The sequence below is a fragment of the Amycolatopsis sp. NPDC003865 genome (genome assembly GCF_053605345.1).
Window position 1 is genome coordinate 22,616 of the sequence record NZ_JBSGJA010000045.1, and the last position, 15,862, is coordinate 38,477.

The following is a 15,862-nucleotide window of genomic DNA, read 5'->3' on the forward strand; positions in this document are numbered from 1 at the left end:
GGCGCCGTAAGTCGGTGGTTAATCACCGACAATTCGGACAGGTCAGGTCGAGGACGGGACCCGACGCGGACCGCGCTTGCGGCGCAGCCGGCCGGCACAGCTCCCTCACGCCGACGGCGGGGCCACCACGCGGAGCTGGAGCATCGCCGCGAACCGGGCCTCCGGGTCCGCCATGTCGAACCCGCCGACCTCGGCCAGCCGGCGCAGGCGGTACCGGAACGTGTTGGGGTGGACGTGGACGGCGGCCGACGCGGCGATGACGTCCCCGAAGGCGTCGAGCCAGGCCCGCAACGTTTCGACGAGGTGGGCGTGGTGCTGCTCGTCGTAGTCGAGCAGGCGCGCGACCGGGCCGGTCGGGCGGTCGCCGCGGGCCGCGACCAGGTCCTGCAGCTCCAGCAGCAGGGCCTCCACGTGCACGTCGGCCAGCGACGCCACGCGGCGGCCCGCGCCGCTGCCCGAGCGCAGCACCCGCAGCGCGCGGTCCGCGCTGTCGCGGGCTTCCGGCAGCTCGGCCGCGCTACGCGCCACCGGCCCGATCCCGATGACGGCCCGGACGCGGTCGCCCACCCGGTCCAGGAAGTCCTTCGCGATCCGCAGCGCGCGGCGTTCGCCGTCGGCGTCGCGGGTCACCGGCACCAGGCCGTACGCGGTGTCGCCGACGAGCGCCGCCGCGCAGCGCGGGTGGACCGCGCTCAGGTGCATCGCGAGACCGTCGGCCAGCCGCTGCCGCTCGGTGGCCAGTTCCGCGTCCTCGGCACCGTTCTCCAGCACGCCCAGCGCCAGCACGACGACCGGCTGGTCCGCCAGCCCGAGCCGGCTCAGCGCTTCCCGCGCGGCCGCCCCGCCCTCCAGTGCCGTGCTCAGCAGGTCCGCGCGCAGCCGGCGTTCGACGTCGGCGCCGGCCCGCACGCGCAGCAGGTGCAGCGCCACCAGACGGGCCGCGTCGCACAGCGCCTGGGTGCGGTCGGGCGTCAGCGGTTCGCGCACCGCGGCCCAGATCGACCCGAGGATCTCGTCGCCGGCCCGCACCGCGACGGCGACGCGGGGGATCATGAACCCGTCGGGGCTCTCCGGCGGGCGGTCGACGTACACCGGCCGGTCGCTGCGGTAGAGCTCGCGGAACACCCCGCGGTCGGCCAGCATCCGCGAGAACCGCTCGGGCACCTGCCGCCCCAGGATGGTCTCGACGCGCGAGGGGTCGGCTTCGTCCTGGCGGCCGGAGAACGCGAGCACGCGCGACCGGCGGTCCTCGATGGTGACCGGCGCGTCGATGAGCGCGCCGATCGCGTTGGCCACGGCGAAGAGGTCGCCCGAGGGCAGCCCGGCGAGGGTCTCGGGTTCGGCGTCGCCGACGTCGCCTTCGGCCAGCAGCGACCGCAGCATCGCCGCGAGCTGGGCCCACGACGCGCCGCGGGCCAGGCTCAGCAGCGCGACGCCGGACTCCCCGACGGCGGCGGTGACGGCTGCCGTCACCGTGACCGGCGCGCGCAGCACCAGCCCGGCGGCGTCGTGGCGGGCGAGGATCCGCAGCTGGCGCACCACTTCGTCCGGCTCGGCCAGCCCGACGCCCAGCACCAGGGCGTGCTGCGGGAGGGCGGGTTCGTCGAGCGGGTCGTGGATGGCGACGCCGCCGATGCCGCCGGGCCGGTCGGCGTCGCCGAGGACGAGGTCCAGGAGCGTGCCGCCCAGGTCGTCGAGGACGCGGCCGAGGCTGGCGTGCGGGCGCAGGTTCACCGAAACGAGCACCTCCCGAAGCTAAGCGGGACACCGCCAGCCTAGTTCGTCGGGAGGGACGAATTCACCTCGGCGATTCGTGCGCCCGCACCAACCCGGTCACGACGTCAGCTTCGCGGCCACGTTGTACGCCTCCACCTGCAGCCGGGCGCCCGGCACGCGCCGCCGCGGCTCGACGCGGACCGTGCGGCTCTCCCCCGGCAGCAGCCAGAAGTAGTTGTCGCCGTAGCGGGTCGGCAGGACGCGGTCGGTGCCGTTGCGCTCCCGCAGCGACAGCCGGATCATCGCCGCGACCGTCTTGCCGTCGTTGCGGACCGTCGCGGTGTAGGCGTCGCCGTCGGCCTTCAACGACGACGTCAGGCGCGCGCCCGGGAGCTGGTTGAGCGCGCGCATGGCCGCGTCGCTGCGGTAGCGCCAGTACGTGTTCTCCGACAGCACCACCCCGCCGGCGTCGGTCAGGGTCAGCCGGAGCAGGTGCAGGTCGGGGTGCGCGGCGTCGAACGGCACGGTGAACGCCGGCGCGCCGACGTTCGCGGCGACGTCCAGCTTCTGCTGCACCGGAGCACCGAGCGGAGCACCGTCCAAGGAGAACAGCCGGGCGGTGACCGTCGTCCCGCTCAGCGCGGCCGGGGTGTGGTTGACGACGCGGACCTGCCAGGTCGTCAGGTCGGCCTGGACGTGCCGGGACTCGCAGCCCTTGCGTGCGCCGTAGTAGCTGCCGTTGACGTCGAGGTCGTAGTCGTAGGTCTGCCAGACCGTGCTGTGCCAGGCCGGGTGCGACATCCAGAGCAGCACACCGGTCGCGTCGGCCCACAGCCTGGTGTTCCACGCCTCGAAGATCGCGCGCATGTTCTCGTAGTTGACGAACTGCGCCTTGCGGCAGAACTCGGCGAGGCCGGTCGAGGGCGCGAGCCGCGCGTCGATCGCGGCGAGGTAGCTCTGCGGCGACTGGTTGCCGCCGGTGGACCAGTCGTGCAGGAACCACGGCGCGCCGATCGGCCAGCCGGGGTCGTCCGGCCCGACGAGGTTGCGCATGCTTTCCACGACCGACACGGTCGGCAGCCCGATCTCGCTCCAGAACCCGTACTTCCCGCCGGTCGCCTCGCCGGTGAAGTAGCGCTTCGGGTCCTGCCAGAAGTAGGGCCCGTCGCCGGTGATCACGCCACCCGCGGAGTTGCCCTGGTAGAGCAGGTCGGTGCTGGTGTGGACGATGTCCCGCAGCGCGTTGTCGATCACCGCCGGCGGCGTGCCTTCGTTGCAGCCGAACCAGACCGTCGCGCACGCGTGGTGGCGGTAGCGCAGCACCGTGTCCTTCGCCTGGGCGAGGAAGACGTCGTGGTTGGCCGGGTCGGTCGACCAGCCGTCCCAGAACTCGTTCCACAGCAGGATGCCGTACTTGTCGCAGGCGTCGAACAGCTCCTGCCGGTAGGACGAGCCGACCCAGTTGCGCAGCAGCGTGAAGTTCATGTCGCGGTGCATGGCGACGACGGCGTCGGTGCGCTCGGCCGGCATCCGGCGCAGCAGCTCGTCCCAGCCCCAGCTGCCGCCGCGGGCGAACACCTTGACGCCGTTGACGAGGAAGGTCAGCGGCTTCGGGCTGTTGTCGACCGACGCCGCGTCGGTCCAGGTGTCGCCGTCGGCCGACACCTGGATCTTGAAGGTCGCCGCGTAGGCGGTCTCCCAGGTTAGCACGACCTTCTCGACCGTCGTCGCGGCGCCGAGGTCGACCTGCAGCCACTGGTTGTCCTCGTAGGCCGACGTCCAGCGGGTGTTCGGGTCGCCGTCGAAGGCGCGCTCGGGCGGGTTGCCGTCGGCGACCGACAGCGAGGACGACGGCTTGCCCTGCGCCACGTCGGTGCCCGAGCCGTCCAGCACGGCCATCGTCCAGAGGGAGAAGCCCCAGCCGGTGGCGCGCTTGAGCCCCTGCATCCGGACGAACCGCGCGGTCTGCGGCGCGAGGTCGACGGTCTGGGTGGCGCGGCCGTCGGAGATCACGATCGGCTGCTCGTACTGGTAGCCGATCTCGCGCAGGCCGATCCTGACCGTCCGGCGGTCGCTGGTGCTCGCGCCGATCGCCGCGGTCAGCGTGAGGTCGTAGAGGTTCGGGTCGCCGTAGCCGTTGGGCCACCACAGCTTCGGGTTCTCCACCACCTGCTTCGGGAACGCGACGTCGGTGGTCTGCCCGGCCGGGACGGTGACCGTCGCCGACACGTTCACCGGGCCGAACGCGGCGCTCACCTTGACCCGCTGGGCGGTCGCGGCGGCGTTGCGCACCGGGACGGTGAGCGTGACCTCGGCCGTGTCGGCGTCGGGCACCTTCGTGTCGACGCGGACGTCCCCGAGGACGGCGGCGCCGGTGGAGCGCAGGCGGACGTGGTCCCAGATGCCGGACGCGCGGTCGCGCACCGCGGGCATCCAGTCCCAGCCGGACACCGCGAGGTAGGTCGGCGAGTTGTCGAACATGGTGCTGCCCGCGTCGCGCCAGGAGCTGCCGTCGGCGCCCTTGTCCCCCGGGCTGCCGGGCCGCGGCATCGGCGAGATCCGCACCGCGAGGGCCTGCTCGCCGGTGCGGCGCAGCGCCGCCGTGACGTCGTACGCGCCGCGGCCGAACGGGTGGCTCTGGGTGCCGATTTCGGCGCCGTTGAGCCAGATCCGCGCTTCGTGGTTGACGCCGTCGAACTCGAGCCAGACGTGCCGGCCCGGAGAGGTGTCGAGACCGCGCGGCAGGGCGAAGCGGCGGCGGTACCACCAGGCGTGGCGGGACAGTGCTTCCGGCACGTGGAGCTGGTTCATGCCGGAGACGGGGTCGGGCAGCTGACCCTGTTCGACGAGCGACGCCAGGACGGTGCCGGGGACGGTCGCGGGGAGCCAGCCGCGGGTGTCGACGGTGGTGCCCGAAAGCGCCTTGCCGTCGGCGGTGGGCGCCCAGTCGTCCATGGTGAGGACCCAGCCGGACTCGAGCGGGACGGTGCCGTCGGCCGCGACGGCGAGCGCGGGCGGGTCGTCGTGCGGACGGACCGGGAAACTCGTCCAGCCGCGGACCGCCGGGCGGTTGTCCTTGCTGGTGCCGAAGACCTGGAAGCCGTTGAGGCCCAGCGGGTTGGTCGTCGAGCGGCTCGCCGCGCTGAAGCGGACCCAGCGGGCGGTGACGGCCGGCAGCGGGATCGTGACGACGCCGCCGGTGCCGGCGTCGGTGTGGTGGACGGTGCGCCAGGCCTTGCCGTCGCCGGAGACGTCGAGGTCGAAGGACACGGCGTAGCTGGAGAGGATCTCGAAGCCGCTGGTGTGGCTGCGGGAGCCGGCGGCGTCGAAGGCGGGGTCGCCGGGCTGGGCTTCGAAGGTGAGGACGACCGAGTCGATCCGGCACTGGCCCTGCAGGTCGACGACGATCCACTGGCCGTCGCCGTCGGCGGCGCGCCAGCCGGAGCCCTTGACGCCGACCTGGGCGAGGCCGTCGACGGCGAAGCCGGCCGGGGTGGCGGCGTAGGCGGTCGAGGACACCTGGACCGGCCGGAACAGGGCCAGGTCGGTCTTCGCCGCCGGCGCGTCGGCGACGACGGGAGCGGCGGACGCGACCCCGGGCAGGACGGCCGCGAGGCCGAAGCCCGCCAGCAGGCCGGTTCCGGCGGCCAGGACGTGCCGACGCGAAACGGCGGTCGCTTCCGCGGGCTCGACATCGGCGGTGATGCCGTACTCCTCCGCCATGGGAGAACTCCGTTCGGGCAGGGGTGACAACGTTGCCAGGAAGCTTCCGCCGCGCTCGCCGCGAGCGTCAAGAAGACAAGGAGGACAAGAATTAGGAAAAATGACATCGATGTCGGCCGGCGGGCGCGGGACGTCCCGGTGAGCGGTGCTCGGAGCGGGCGCAACGAATCCGCATCCGGTCCCGGGCGACCGGCCGCCGGCTGGACCTCTGCGGTTTCCGCCGCGGAAGCCAGGTCGTCCACCCGGGTGGCCGGCGGGGCTGGACCTCTGCGGTCTCCACCGCCGAAGCCAGGTCGTCCACCCGCACGACCCGCGGGACTAGACCCCTGCGGTCTCCACCGCCAGCTCCACCGCCGACGCCAGGTCGTTCACCCGGGCGAAGCCGCGGTCGCCGAGGTGGTCCCAGCCCGGGCCCGCGGTGCCCACCACCCGGCCCAGGTCGCGGACCCGGGCCGCCAGGAGGTCGTCGGCTGTCGGGGGGACCAGTGACCACAGCAGCACCAGCACCGGGTCCAGCCGCGCGGCCAGGTCGGCGACCGTCTCCGCCGGGACCAGCTGCCCCAGGTACACCACCGGGACCCCCGCCTCCGCCAGCGTCGCGCGCAAGGCCTCCATCGGCAGCGAGTGCCGCTCGGCCGGGCAGCAGGCCAGCAGCACCGGCCGGCCCGGTACCGCCTCCGGGAAGCGGTGGCTGAACCGCTCGAACGCCAGCGAGATCTCCGTCGTCAGCGCCCATTCCGACGCGAAGCACACGTCCCCGCGCTGCCAGCGGTCACCCAGGCCGCGCAGGACCGGGGCCAGGACGTCGGTCCACGCCGCGGCCGGGCCGAGTGTGCCGAGCGTTTCGTCGAGCAGACCCGCGACCGAGGCCGAGCGCAGCTCGTCGGCCGCTTCCTCGAGCTCACGCACCCGGCGGGCGGCCGGCACTTCGGGCGGCTCCGCCGGACCGCCGCCGAAGGCCGCCGCGGCCGCCTCGCGCACCGGCATCCCGCGCCCGACGAGCCGCTGCATGTGCTGCAGCCGGCGGACGTCGGCGTCGGAGTAGCGGCGGTGGCGGCCGGCGCCGCCCGCCGACGGGCCGATCCCGTACCGCGCACTCCAGCTGCGCAGGGTCACCGGCGAGACGCCGAGCAGCTCGGCGACCTTGCCCGGCGCCCAGGCACCCGCTTCGGACGGCTCGTCGACGCTCTTCGAATCCACCGTTCCCCTTCGCCTCGATCGCCGCAGCTTAGCGACGGGCCGATCACGGGGCAGGCGGCGACACGGCCGGCGCAACCCCGCGTGGCGGGCGAAGCGGACGTAACGGTCGGAAACGCGCGCAGGGGACGCGGCGGCGGGGCGTCGACCTGCCGCGTCCCCTTTCGGCGCCGCCCGGCGCCGGGACCCGGCCCGCGTCAGCCGGATCCGGACGGCCGCGGGGTGTGGCAACCCGCCACGGCCGGCACGTCGCGGAGCGGTTTTGCCCTCCCACGCTACCGCCCCGCGCAGCGCTCGTGCATCGTTATCCCTCGGATGCCGCAGCGATCCGGCCCACGCGAGCGAGTGATCTCGGGTACCGCGGGGTACTTGGCAGCGCAGGAGGGACCCGATGACCGAAAACCGCACCTCGCCCCGCTTCGCGACGACCGTCGACGCCGGCGTCGTCACCGTCCACTGCGCCGGCGACCTCGACCTGGCCACGACGTCCCGGCTGCGGGAGGTACTGCTGAGCCCGTTCGCCGACGGCGTCCGCGGGGTCGTGGCGGACCTGACCGAGACGACGTTCTGCGACTCGACGGTCTTCAGCGTCCTCGTCGAGTGCTACCGCGAAGCGCTGGCGAAGGAGGTCCCGTACGCCATCGCGGCGGCCGAGATCGCCGTCGCCCGGCCGCTCGCCATCCTCGGCCTCGACCGCGTGCTGCCGGTGCACACCGCGCTCGCCGAAGCCCGCGCGGCGATCGCCGAAACGCCGGCCACCCGCGTCTCCTGACCCCTCACCCGGGGAAGTCCGGGTGGAGCACGTCGTCGAGCACCGCCCGGTGCGCGCGCCGCAGCTCCTCCCCCGGTTCGACGCCCAGGTCCGCGGCGAGCCGGTCACGGATCCGGCCGTACGCCGCGATCGCCTCGGCGCGGCGGCCGGTGGCCTGCAGCGCCCGCATCAGCAACGCCGCCACCGGCTCGCGCAGCGGTTCCGAGGCCAGCACGGCGGAGAGCTCGTCGGCGGTTTCGGCGTACCGGCCCAGCCGCAGCTGCAGCCGCGCCTTGCGGGTCAGCACCGTCGCGCGGCGCTCGGTGAGGTGCAGCCGCTGGCCTTCGGCGAACGGGCCCGGCAGCCCGGCGAGGGGCTCGCCGTGGAACAGCGCCAGCGCGGCGGACCAGGATTCGACCGCGGCGGCCGGCTCGTCCGCCTCTTCGGCGGCCGCGGCGTCGGCGGCCAGCTCGGCCAGCCGCGCGGTGTCGATCCGGACGCCGTCGACGGCGAACCGGTAGCCACCGCGCGTGCGGCCGATCACCGAGTCCGGTGTGCGCTCGCCGGGCGCGCGCAGGCACTTGCGCAGCCGGTGGACGTACACCGGCAGGACGCGGCCCCCGGTGCCCGGCGGCTCGAGCCCCCAGACGCCGTCGAGCAGCTCGGCCTGGCTGACCGTCACGCCGGGGCGCAGCACCAGCGCCGCCAGCAGGGCCTGCTGGCGGACCGGGCCGAGGTCGAGCGGGGTGCCGCCGCGCCAGGCGCGCAGCGGTCCCAGCACCGAGAACCGCAGCCCCGGCGAAGGATCCGGCGCCGGCCCGGCGGCCCGCACCGGACCGGTGTCCACCGTGGACCCCCGCGGGCTGACGACGCCGTGGTCGAAGGCGTACACGACGGCCGCGGCGCGGTCGCGCAGGCCCAGCTTCGCGAAAATCCGGCCCAGGTGGCTCTTCACCGTCAGCTCGGAGACGACGAGCGCGGTGGCGATCTCGGCGTTGGACAGCCCGCGCCCGGCCGCCCGCAGCACGTCCAGCTCGCGCGGCGTCAGCAGGCCCGGCGGCGGGCCGGCGGGCTCGTCGGCGGGAGCGCGCCGGTAGGTGGTGAGGACGCGCGCGGTCACGGCCGCGTCGAGCCAGGCGTCGCCCGCGGCGACCGCCCGGACGGCCCGGATGAGGTCCTCGGCGGGCGAGTCCTTGAGGATGTAGCCGACCGCGCCCGCGCGCAGCGCGCCGGCCAGCAGCTCGTCGTCGTCGAAGGTGGTCAGCGCGAGCACCGGCGGGCGGCCACCGATCCGCCGCGTCGCCTCGATGCCGTCGACGTGCTTCATCCGCAGGTCCATCACCACGACGTCGACGTCGTGGGCGGCCAGCGCGGCGGCGACTTCGGCCCCGTCGCCGCACTCGCCGGCGATGACGAACCCGTCGCGCGGGCGCAGGATCCGCCGCAGCCCGGACCGCACGAGCTCCTGGTCGTCGACGAGCAGGACGCGGACCTCCCCCGCCGTCACGGCGCGCCGCCCCCGGCCCGGTTCGCGCGCGGCCGGTCACCGATCTCCCGCATCATCACGAGCCCCCTCCTGCGGGCACCCCGACCACGACCACCCAATCCGGCCCCTCCGGCCCGGCCGTCAGCTCGGCACCGAGCTGGCCGGCCCGCGCGGCCATTCCCTTCAAGCCCGAACCGCCGGTGGCGGGCGGTCCCGCGGCGGGCAGCCGGTTGCGCACGATCAGGCGGGTTTCCGCCGCGCCGACGTCCAGGCGCAGCCGGGCCGGTGCGCCGTCGCCGTGCTTGGCGATGTTGGCCAGGGACTCCTGGGCGATGCGGTAGAGCCCGAGGCCGGTCAGGTCCGGCACCGCCGCCAGGTCGCCCTCCTGCTCGTAGTGGACCGGCAGCCCGGCCGCGCGGGTGCGCTCGACCAGCGCGGGGATGTCGCGGGCGCCGGGCAGCGGGCGGGTGCCGGCCGGCGCCTCGGCCAGCAGCCCGACGGTCCGGCGGATGTCGGCCATCGCCGTGCGGCCGACGCGTTCGGCTTCGGCGAGGCCTTCGAGTGCTTCTTCGACGTCGCGGTCCTGCTGCAGGGCGTGGCGGGTGCCGGTCAGGTGCAGCAGCGTGATGCTCAGCGAGTGGGCGACGACGTCGTGCACCTCGCGGGCGATCCGCTGCCGTTCGGCCAGGACGGCCTGGTCGCGGACGGCGTCGCGGACGGCGCGTTCGGCGTCGAGGGCCCGCACGTACCAGCGCATCATGAACCCGCCCGCGGTGCCCAGCAGGACCGCGGCGACGTAGACGGGGAACCCGACGAGCCCGACTCGCGCGGCGGCCACGGCCAGGGTCGCGACGCTCGCGGCGGCGACGCCGTACGCGACGGCCGGCCGCGCGATGGCGGCGGTCTCGGCGGCGAGCACGACGAGCACGACCGGCGCGAAGTCCGGGACGGCCGGCCGCGCCAGCAGGATCGCGACGGCCGCGAGCACGGTGAGCGCCTTGAGCCAGGGCGGGACGATGACGCCGGTGACGCCCCAGACCAGCGCGGTCACGATGGCGAGCAGCCCGGCGAGGGCGATCGGTGCCGGCGGCACCAGCGCCCCTCGCTGCGCCACCGCCGCCACCGCCAGCACCACCCCGAAGGCGGTGACACCCACGGGGACCCACCACGGCAGCCCGATCCCGGCGCGGCCGAGGCTCGCCTCCAGGCGGGCCCGGGTCCCGCTCACCACCCTCGCCCCCACGACGGACAGCCTAGGAAGCGCGCGCGGCGCGCGCATCCTGCCCCGGGAGGAGGTTGTGGTTCACGGGGATTTCATCGGCGCAGGTCCGTCCACTGTGGCCCCCATCCGTGAAGGCCTCCTCCCCGGCGCAACAGCCGGTGAGGAGGCCTTCGGGGACGAAGGAGCGTCAGGCTTCGATCTGCGCTCCGGTGCCCACCGTGATGCGGCGGGACTTCGCGCGCTCGGCGACCGGGATCCGGACCGTCAGCACGCCGGCGTCGTAGGCGGCCTCGATGCGGTCGGTGTCCAGCGCGTCGCCGAGGACCACGCGGCGGGAGAACGTGCCGTGCGGGCGCTCGCTGACCCGGTATTCGATGTCCTCGGGCGCCGGGCGCTCGGCTCGGACCGTCAGGACGTTGCGCTCGACGTCGAGCGCGATCGAGTCGGCGCTCACGCCCGGCAGGTCGAACTGGACGACGAAGTCGGTGCCCGCGCGGTAGGCGTCCATCGGGACGGCCGACGGGCGGTTCGCGGCCCCGAAGAACAGCCGGTCGAGGTCGGGGAACGGGGTGGTACGCGTCAACATCTCGGGATCTCCTTCCCACCAGTGGTCCGTGGTCGGGGCGGTGGTGGCCACGCCTCGCAAACTTGACAACGGTCGACTCAACTTACTTGTTCCCGTGACGCTCAACACAGCGTTCTCCCCGATCGGGTGGATCGCCGGGCGACCGCGCCGGCCCGCCGCTATCGTCCGCCACGGAGAGTCCACAATGGACAGGGGAGGTCCCGTGCGCGTGACCCATGCCGCCCTCGCGGCGCTGGCGGCCTGCGGGCTGGTGGCGCTTTCGGTGCCACTCGGGCGGTCCGCGCACGCCGACCCGCTGCCCGACGGCCTCGGCCCGTGCGTGCCCGGGTCGTGCCCCGCCGTCCACCCGCCGGTCGGCAACGGCCCGTTCGCCGGCCGGGACAACGGGATCACCGTCTTCGTCGGCGGCGACATGCGCGTCACCGGCAGCGCGGCCGAAGCGGAGGGCCGCGTGGTCGTCGGCGGCGGTTTCACGCTGCGGAAGACGTCCGGGTCGTCGATCTACAACGTCGGCGTCGCCGGCGTCGGGTCGCGGGTGCCGCCACCGGACGGGGCCGACTACCTGACCGTCGGCAAGGACGTCACCGTCGCCGCCGGGCAGCGCCTCGACGCCGTGGGCGACTCGGCGGGCGGCGTCGTCCGCCACGCCGGGACGGTCACCGGCACCGTGATCGGCAAGCTCGTCCACGACCCCGCGGCGCTGGAGCCGTACGCCGGCCTGCGGGGCCGGCTCGAGGCCGCGAGCGAGTGCTACGCGCGGGCCGCGAAGACCGGGACCGCGAAGAACCAGGGGTACCAGACCCTCTTCACCGGCGACGGGAAGGCGAAGCTGCAGGTCTTCACGATCGACCAGGACATCGCCGGGCCGGGCGGCGGCACGCAGGGCATCGCGTTCGCCGGCATCCCCGAAGGCGCGACGGTGCTGGTCAACCTCACCGGCCGCGCCCGGACGATCAACACCTACAGCGGGACCCTCGACGACACCGACCCGCTCAACCGGCTGCGGCCCCGCCTGCTGTGGAACTTCCCGGACGCGGCCACGGCCACCCTCACCGGCAGCGGCATGTTCCAGGGCAGCGTGCTCGCGGGCAACCCGGCCGGGACGACGACCGTGACGCTCCCGGGCACGAACGGCCGCTTCTTCGCGGCGGGCGACCTCGTCCACGGCTCGAGCACCGGCCAGGGCAGCGGGCAGGAGTTCCACGCGTACCCGTTCGTCGGCGACCTGCCGTCGTGCCACGGCAAGCCGGAGCCGACCACGACCAAGACCACGACCACCACGCCGACGACGACCACCACGACGGCCGGCCCCACGACCACCACGAGCCCGACCACGACAGCGCCCACGACCACCAGCCCCACCACCACGGCGCCGAGCACCACCACAACCGAGCCCACGACGACGACCGAGCCCACGACCACAACCGAACCCACGACGACGACCGAGCCCACGACCACCGGGCCGTCCACCAGGACGACCCCACCCACGTCGACGCCGGCCACGTCCACCTCGACTGCGACCGAAACCTCGACCACGACCTCGACCCGGACCTCGACGAGCCCGACCGGTTCGGTGAGCCCGACCACACCGGCCCCCGGCCCGTCCACCACCCCGGGCGGTCCCGGCCTGCCGGCCACCGGCACCGACGCCGGCCCGGTGCTCGGCCTCGGTGTCCTCCTGCTCGCCGGCGGCACCGCGCTGGTGCTGGTCACCCGCCGGCGACGGACCTGACCGCCCGGCAACCCGTCCACTGTGGAGCCCGGCCACACTGCGGGCGCACGCCGACCATGCCACGATCGGGTGATGTTGCACGGCACCGACGGACCTAACCGTCTCGTAGCACCGCGGTAATGAACCGCCACTACGGTCCCCGGGCTATGTCGATCGGGCAGGTGGCGGACGTGGCGCCACCACAAGGTGAACGAGTGCTTCCGGAAACGAGCGAGGGACGAGCGAGACCGGGCGGCCGGTGGCTGCCCGTCTTCGGGGCGCTGCTGGGCGCCGCGGTCTTCCTCGTGGTGCGCGGCGCCCTCACCGACGACGGCTACATCACGCTCGCCTACGCGAAGAACCTGGCCGTGCACGGCGAATGGGGCATCATCCCCGGCTCGCCCGCGAACTCAGCGACGTCACCGCTGAACGTCCTGCTCCTCGGCACGCTGACCCTGCTGACGCGCATCGCGGGCGGCCCGCACCCGGTCGTCGCGCTGGGTGTGCTGACCGTCCTGTGCGGCGGCGTGCTCGGCTGGGCGTGGCAGCGCATCGGGCGCAAGCTCGCGCTCCCGCCCGCGGCCGGGGTGCTCGGCGTCGCGCTCGTGCTGCTCAACCCGTTCGTGCTGTCCGCGATCGGCCTCGAAGTCCTCCTCATCCCCGCCGTCCTGCTCGTGCTCACGGTCTTCGCCCTCGAAGGACGGCCGGTCCTGTTCGGCGTCACCGCCGGGCTCACCGTGCTCACCCGGCTCGACCTCGTCGTGTTCGTGGTGGTGATCGCGCTCAGCGCGCCCGCGATCCGGCGCCGGCTGCTGCCCGCCGCCGGGACCGCCGTGCTGACGGCCGCGCCGTGGTTCGTCGTGAGCTGGCTCTTCTTCGGCTCGTTCGTGCCCGACACGCTGGCGATCAAGCAGACCCAGGTGGGGCTGTTCGCGCCGTGGACCTACACCACCGGCCCGGTCATGTACTACCTCGGCTACCCGGTCACCGTGCTGGTGACGTTCGTCCCCGCCCTGCTCGGCGTGGTCGCGCTGGCCGTCTGGGCCGCGGCGCGGTTCGCCGTGCGGTGGCCGGAGTTCCCCGCGCTCGGCCCGGTCGCGGCGCTGGGCGCCGGCGGCGTCCTCTACTTCGTCGCGTACTCGTTCATCGGCGTCGGCCCGTTCCACTGGTACTACGTCGCTCCGACGACGACGGCGGGCACGTTCGCCGTCGTCGCGTTCGGGGTCTGGCTCGGCCAAGCCCGCGAGCGGCCGGTGTTGCGCACCGGTCCCCCGGTGCTCGCCCTCGGGGTAACCGGGGTGCTGGTGCTGAGCGCGGCCGCCGTCGACACCGCGCGGGACCTGCCGTGGAAGTCGCCGGTCATCTTCGGGAACTGGGCCAGCGCCCAGGACTACGCGCGGGTCGGCAAGGCGCTCGGCGAGCGGCTCGACGGCGCCAGCGTCGCCAGTCCCGGCGAGATCGGCACCCTCGCCTACTACTGCGAGTGCGCCATCATCGACGAGTTCTCCGACCGCGGGCACGCGAAGGAGCTGGTCGAGCAGCGGATCGCCACGGCCAACCCGCTGATGAGCCTGGCGCTGCGGGTGAACTACCACTGGCTGGACCGCTCGATCACCCCGCGCAAGCCGGACTACCGGCTGCTCTACGGCGCCGGTCCGGCGACCGGTCCGGACAGCTGGCAGGTGTACTCCGCGGCGAAGGGCGTCGGCCACTTCACCCTCACCCGCGAACCGTGACCGCGACGCTGAAGCGGGAGCCGGGCGCCCCGACGGCGGGCCCGCGCTCCCGCGGCCTGGTGCTGCCCGGCGTGGTGACGCTGCTGTCCGCGGGCGTCTTCGCCCTCGTGCGCCCGCACCTGGTCGACGACACCTTCATCACGCTCTCCTACGCGCGCAACCTGGCTTTCCACGCGCACTGGGGGCTGATCCCGGCGGAGACGTCCAACACCGCGACCTCGCCCCTGAACGTCCTGCTCCTGGCCGCGCTGACGGTCGTCCTGCGGAACGCGGTCCTGGCCGCCGGGGCGTTGTTCGTCCTGTGCCAGGTCGCCCTCGCGCCGGCGCTGCGCCGGGCCGGTGACCGGGCGGGGCTGCCGGCGTGGTTCGCACCGGGCGCCGTCGCCCTGCTGACGGTGAACCCGCTGCTGCTGTCGTCGATCGGGCTGGAGGTCGAGCTGGGCGCGGCCGGCGTCGCCTGGCTGCTGGTGTGCGCCGCGGAACGGCGGCCGGTCGCCTTCGGCGTGCTGACCGGGCTGCTCGCCCTCGTCCGGCTGGACCTGGTCGTCATCGCCCTCGTGGTGTTCGCGTTGCGGGCGCGGTTCTGGGTGAAGGCGTGGCAGTCGGTGCTCGCCGCGGCGGCGGTCGCGCTCCCCTGGTTCGCGTTCAGCTGGGTGGTGCTCGGGTCGGCGGTGCCGGACACCGTGATCATCAAGACGCTGCAGAAGTCGTGGGGGCAGTGGGACTTCGGCAACGGCCCGGGGCTCTACGCCGGGGTCTTCCCGTGGGCGACGGTCGCGGCCTTCCTCCCGGCCGCGCTCGCCCTGCTCGCGTTCGCGGTCTGCCTGGCGGACGCGGTCCGGCATGGTCCACTGTGGACCCGGGTGCGGCCGTTCGTCCCGCTGGTGCCGGCCGGGATCGCGCACTACCTGGCCTACTCGCGGCTGCACGTGCCGCCGTACCACTGGTACTACGGGCCGAGCCTGGTCGCCGCGACGATCTTCCTGGCGGCCGTGGCCGCGGCGACGGTCCGCGTGCCCGCCCGGGTGGCGGCCGCGACCGCCGTCGCGGGGGTGCTCGTCGTCAGCGTCGGCGCGTACGCCGCGGGCGGGCTGCCGCGGCGGTTCGCGCCGCTGATGTCCAACCACGCCGCGACCGCGGACTACGAGCGGATCGGCCCCGAGCTGGGCCGGCTGGTCGGCGGCGGGACCGTCCGCAGCGGCGGCGAGATCGGCGTGCTGAGCTACAGCTGCGGCTGCGCGATCGTCGACCTGTTCGACGACCGGGGCGCGGTCGGCCCCGCCATCGCCGAGCGGAAGGCGCACCTGGGCGCCCTCGGCCGGGCGCTCGTCGACGCGAACTTCCGGTTCTTCGACTTCGGCGACCGGCCGATCGTCACCGACTTCGCCCTGGTCCGCGGTGACCCGCCGGCCGGCGCGCTGGCCCACTGGACGCTGACTTCGCCGTGGGCCGGCACCCAGCAGCTGTACCTCGTCCGGGGCAATGGAAGCGGAGCCTGATCATGACCGACCTCATCACCCAGCGCGGCCTGTACGCGGGCCCGGCGCCGATCGTCAGCAAAGATCTCTACGCCGAGGTCCTCCGCGGCTCGGCGGTCCGCGACCGGGACTCCGTCCGGCTCGGCCCCGGCACGCACGTCTCCGGCAACACGTACTTCGGGCGGTTCCCGGCCAGTTACTGGCAGCGGTGGACGACGGTGACGGAGGTGGCGGTCGAGGCGGTCGTGACCGGTAC

At 74.4% G+C, this 15,862-nt stretch carries 10 protein-coding genes and 2 pseudogenes; 5 read left to right on the forward strand and 7 right to left on the reverse strand.

The window, feature by feature from the left end; all coding sequences use genetic code 11:
• Window positions 1-105 precede the first annotated feature (105 nt).
• The 3 genes from ACWEVP_RS49680 to ACWEVP_RS49690 all read right to left on the reverse strand — a co-directional run bounded on the left by ACWEVP_RS49680 (window position 106) and on the right by ACWEVP_RS49690 (window position 6,639).
• Window positions 106-1,746 carry a PucR family transcriptional regulator gene (locus tag ACWEVP_RS49680; RefSeq protein ID WP_452069609.1) on the reverse strand — a complete coding sequence of 547 codons (1,641 nt, stop codon included), beginning with the start codon at window positions 1,744-1,746 and terminating at the stop codon, window positions 106-108.
• Between the two features lie 87 nt (window positions 1,747-1,833).
• On the reverse strand, window positions 1,834-5,439 hold the full coding sequence (locus ACWEVP_RS49685) for a discoidin domain-containing protein (RefSeq protein WP_452069610.1): 3,606 nt from the start codon (window positions 5,437-5,439) through the stop codon (window positions 1,834-1,836).
• A 318-nt stretch (window positions 5,440-5,757) separates the two neighbouring features.
• The gene (locus ACWEVP_RS49690; protein WP_452069611.1) at window positions 5,758-6,639 is read right to left on the reverse strand and encodes a MerR family transcriptional regulator; all 882 of its coding nucleotides are present in this window, start codon (window positions 6,637-6,639) and stop codon (window positions 5,758-5,760) included.
• A gap of 388 nt (window positions 6,640-7,027) precedes the next feature.
• On the opposite strand from ACWEVP_RS49690, the gene ACWEVP_RS49695 reads away from it, so the two are divergent.
• Window positions 7,028-7,408: an STAS domain-containing protein gene (locus ACWEVP_RS49695; RefSeq protein ID WP_452069612.1), complete on the forward strand. Its 381-nt coding sequence runs from the start codon at window positions 7,028-7,030 to the stop codon at window positions 7,406-7,408.
• 4 nt (window positions 7,409-7,412) lie between these two features.
• Here the strand turns inward: ACWEVP_RS49695 and ACWEVP_RS49700 are convergent, their stop codons facing one another.
• From ACWEVP_RS49700 to ACWEVP_RS49715, 4 genes and pseudogenes are all read right to left on the reverse strand, one after another.
• On the reverse strand, window positions 7,413-8,234 hold the full coding sequence (locus tag ACWEVP_RS49700; protein ID WP_452069618.1) for an AfsR/SARP family transcriptional regulator: 822 nt from the start codon (window positions 8,232-8,234) through the stop codon (window positions 7,413-7,415).
• Window positions 8,235-8,246: 12 nt separating this feature from the next.
• Window positions 8,247-8,894: pseudogene (locus ACWEVP_RS49705) on the reverse strand (response regulator); the annotation flags it as partial.
• A 55-nt stretch (window positions 8,895-8,949) separates the two neighbouring features.
• Entirely contained in the window at window positions 8,950-10,116 is a 1,167-nt protein-coding gene (locus ACWEVP_RS49710; protein ID WP_452069613.1) for a sensor histidine kinase, read from the reverse strand.
• A gap of 166 nt (window positions 10,117-10,282) precedes the next feature.
• Window positions 10,283-10,681 (reverse strand): Hsp20/alpha crystallin family protein, encoded by a 399-nt coding sequence (locus ACWEVP_RS49715; RefSeq protein ID WP_452069614.1) that lies wholly within the window; start codon window positions 10,679-10,681, stop codon window positions 10,283-10,285.
• A 202-nt stretch (window positions 10,682-10,883) separates the two neighbouring features.
• Between ACWEVP_RS49715 and ACWEVP_RS49720 the strand changes: the two genes are divergently transcribed.
• From ACWEVP_RS49720 to ACWEVP_RS49735, 4 genes and pseudogenes are all read left to right on the forward strand, one after another.
• Complete coding sequence (locus ACWEVP_RS49720; RefSeq protein ID WP_452069615.1) at window positions 10,884-12,413, forward strand: choice-of-anchor A family protein; 1,530 nt, start codon at window positions 10,884-10,886, stop codon at window positions 12,411-12,413.
• Window positions 12,414-12,607: 194 nt separating this feature from the next.
• Complete coding sequence (locus ACWEVP_RS49725; protein WP_452069616.1) at window positions 12,608-14,128, forward strand: hypothetical protein; 1,521 nt, start codon at window positions 12,608-12,610, stop codon at window positions 14,126-14,128.
• Window positions 14,125-15,627: a hypothetical protein gene (locus tag ACWEVP_RS49730; protein ID WP_452069617.1), complete on the forward strand. Its 1,503-nt coding sequence runs from the start codon at window positions 14,125-14,127 to the stop codon at window positions 15,625-15,627. Before ACWEVP_RS49725 ends, ACWEVP_RS49730 begins: the two co-directional genes overlap by 4 nt.
• A 2-nt stretch (window positions 15,628-15,629) precedes the next feature.
• A pseudogene (locus tag ACWEVP_RS49735) lies at window positions 15,630-15,862 on the forward strand (glycosyltransferase); the annotation flags it as partial.

Coding starts and splice junctions, on each gene's coding strand:
- ACWEVP_RS49685 (WP_452069610.1), bottom strand. CDS start 5,439: ATGGCGGAGGAGTACGGCATCACCGCCGATGTCGAGCCCGCGGAAGCG.
- ACWEVP_RS49715 (WP_452069614.1), bottom strand. CDS start 10,681: ATGTTGACGCGTACCACCCCGTTCCCCGACCTCGACCGGCTGTTCTTC.
- ACWEVP_RS49695 (WP_452069612.1), top strand. CDS start 7,028: ATGACCGAAAACCGCACCTCGCCCCGCTTCGCGACGACCGTCGACGCC.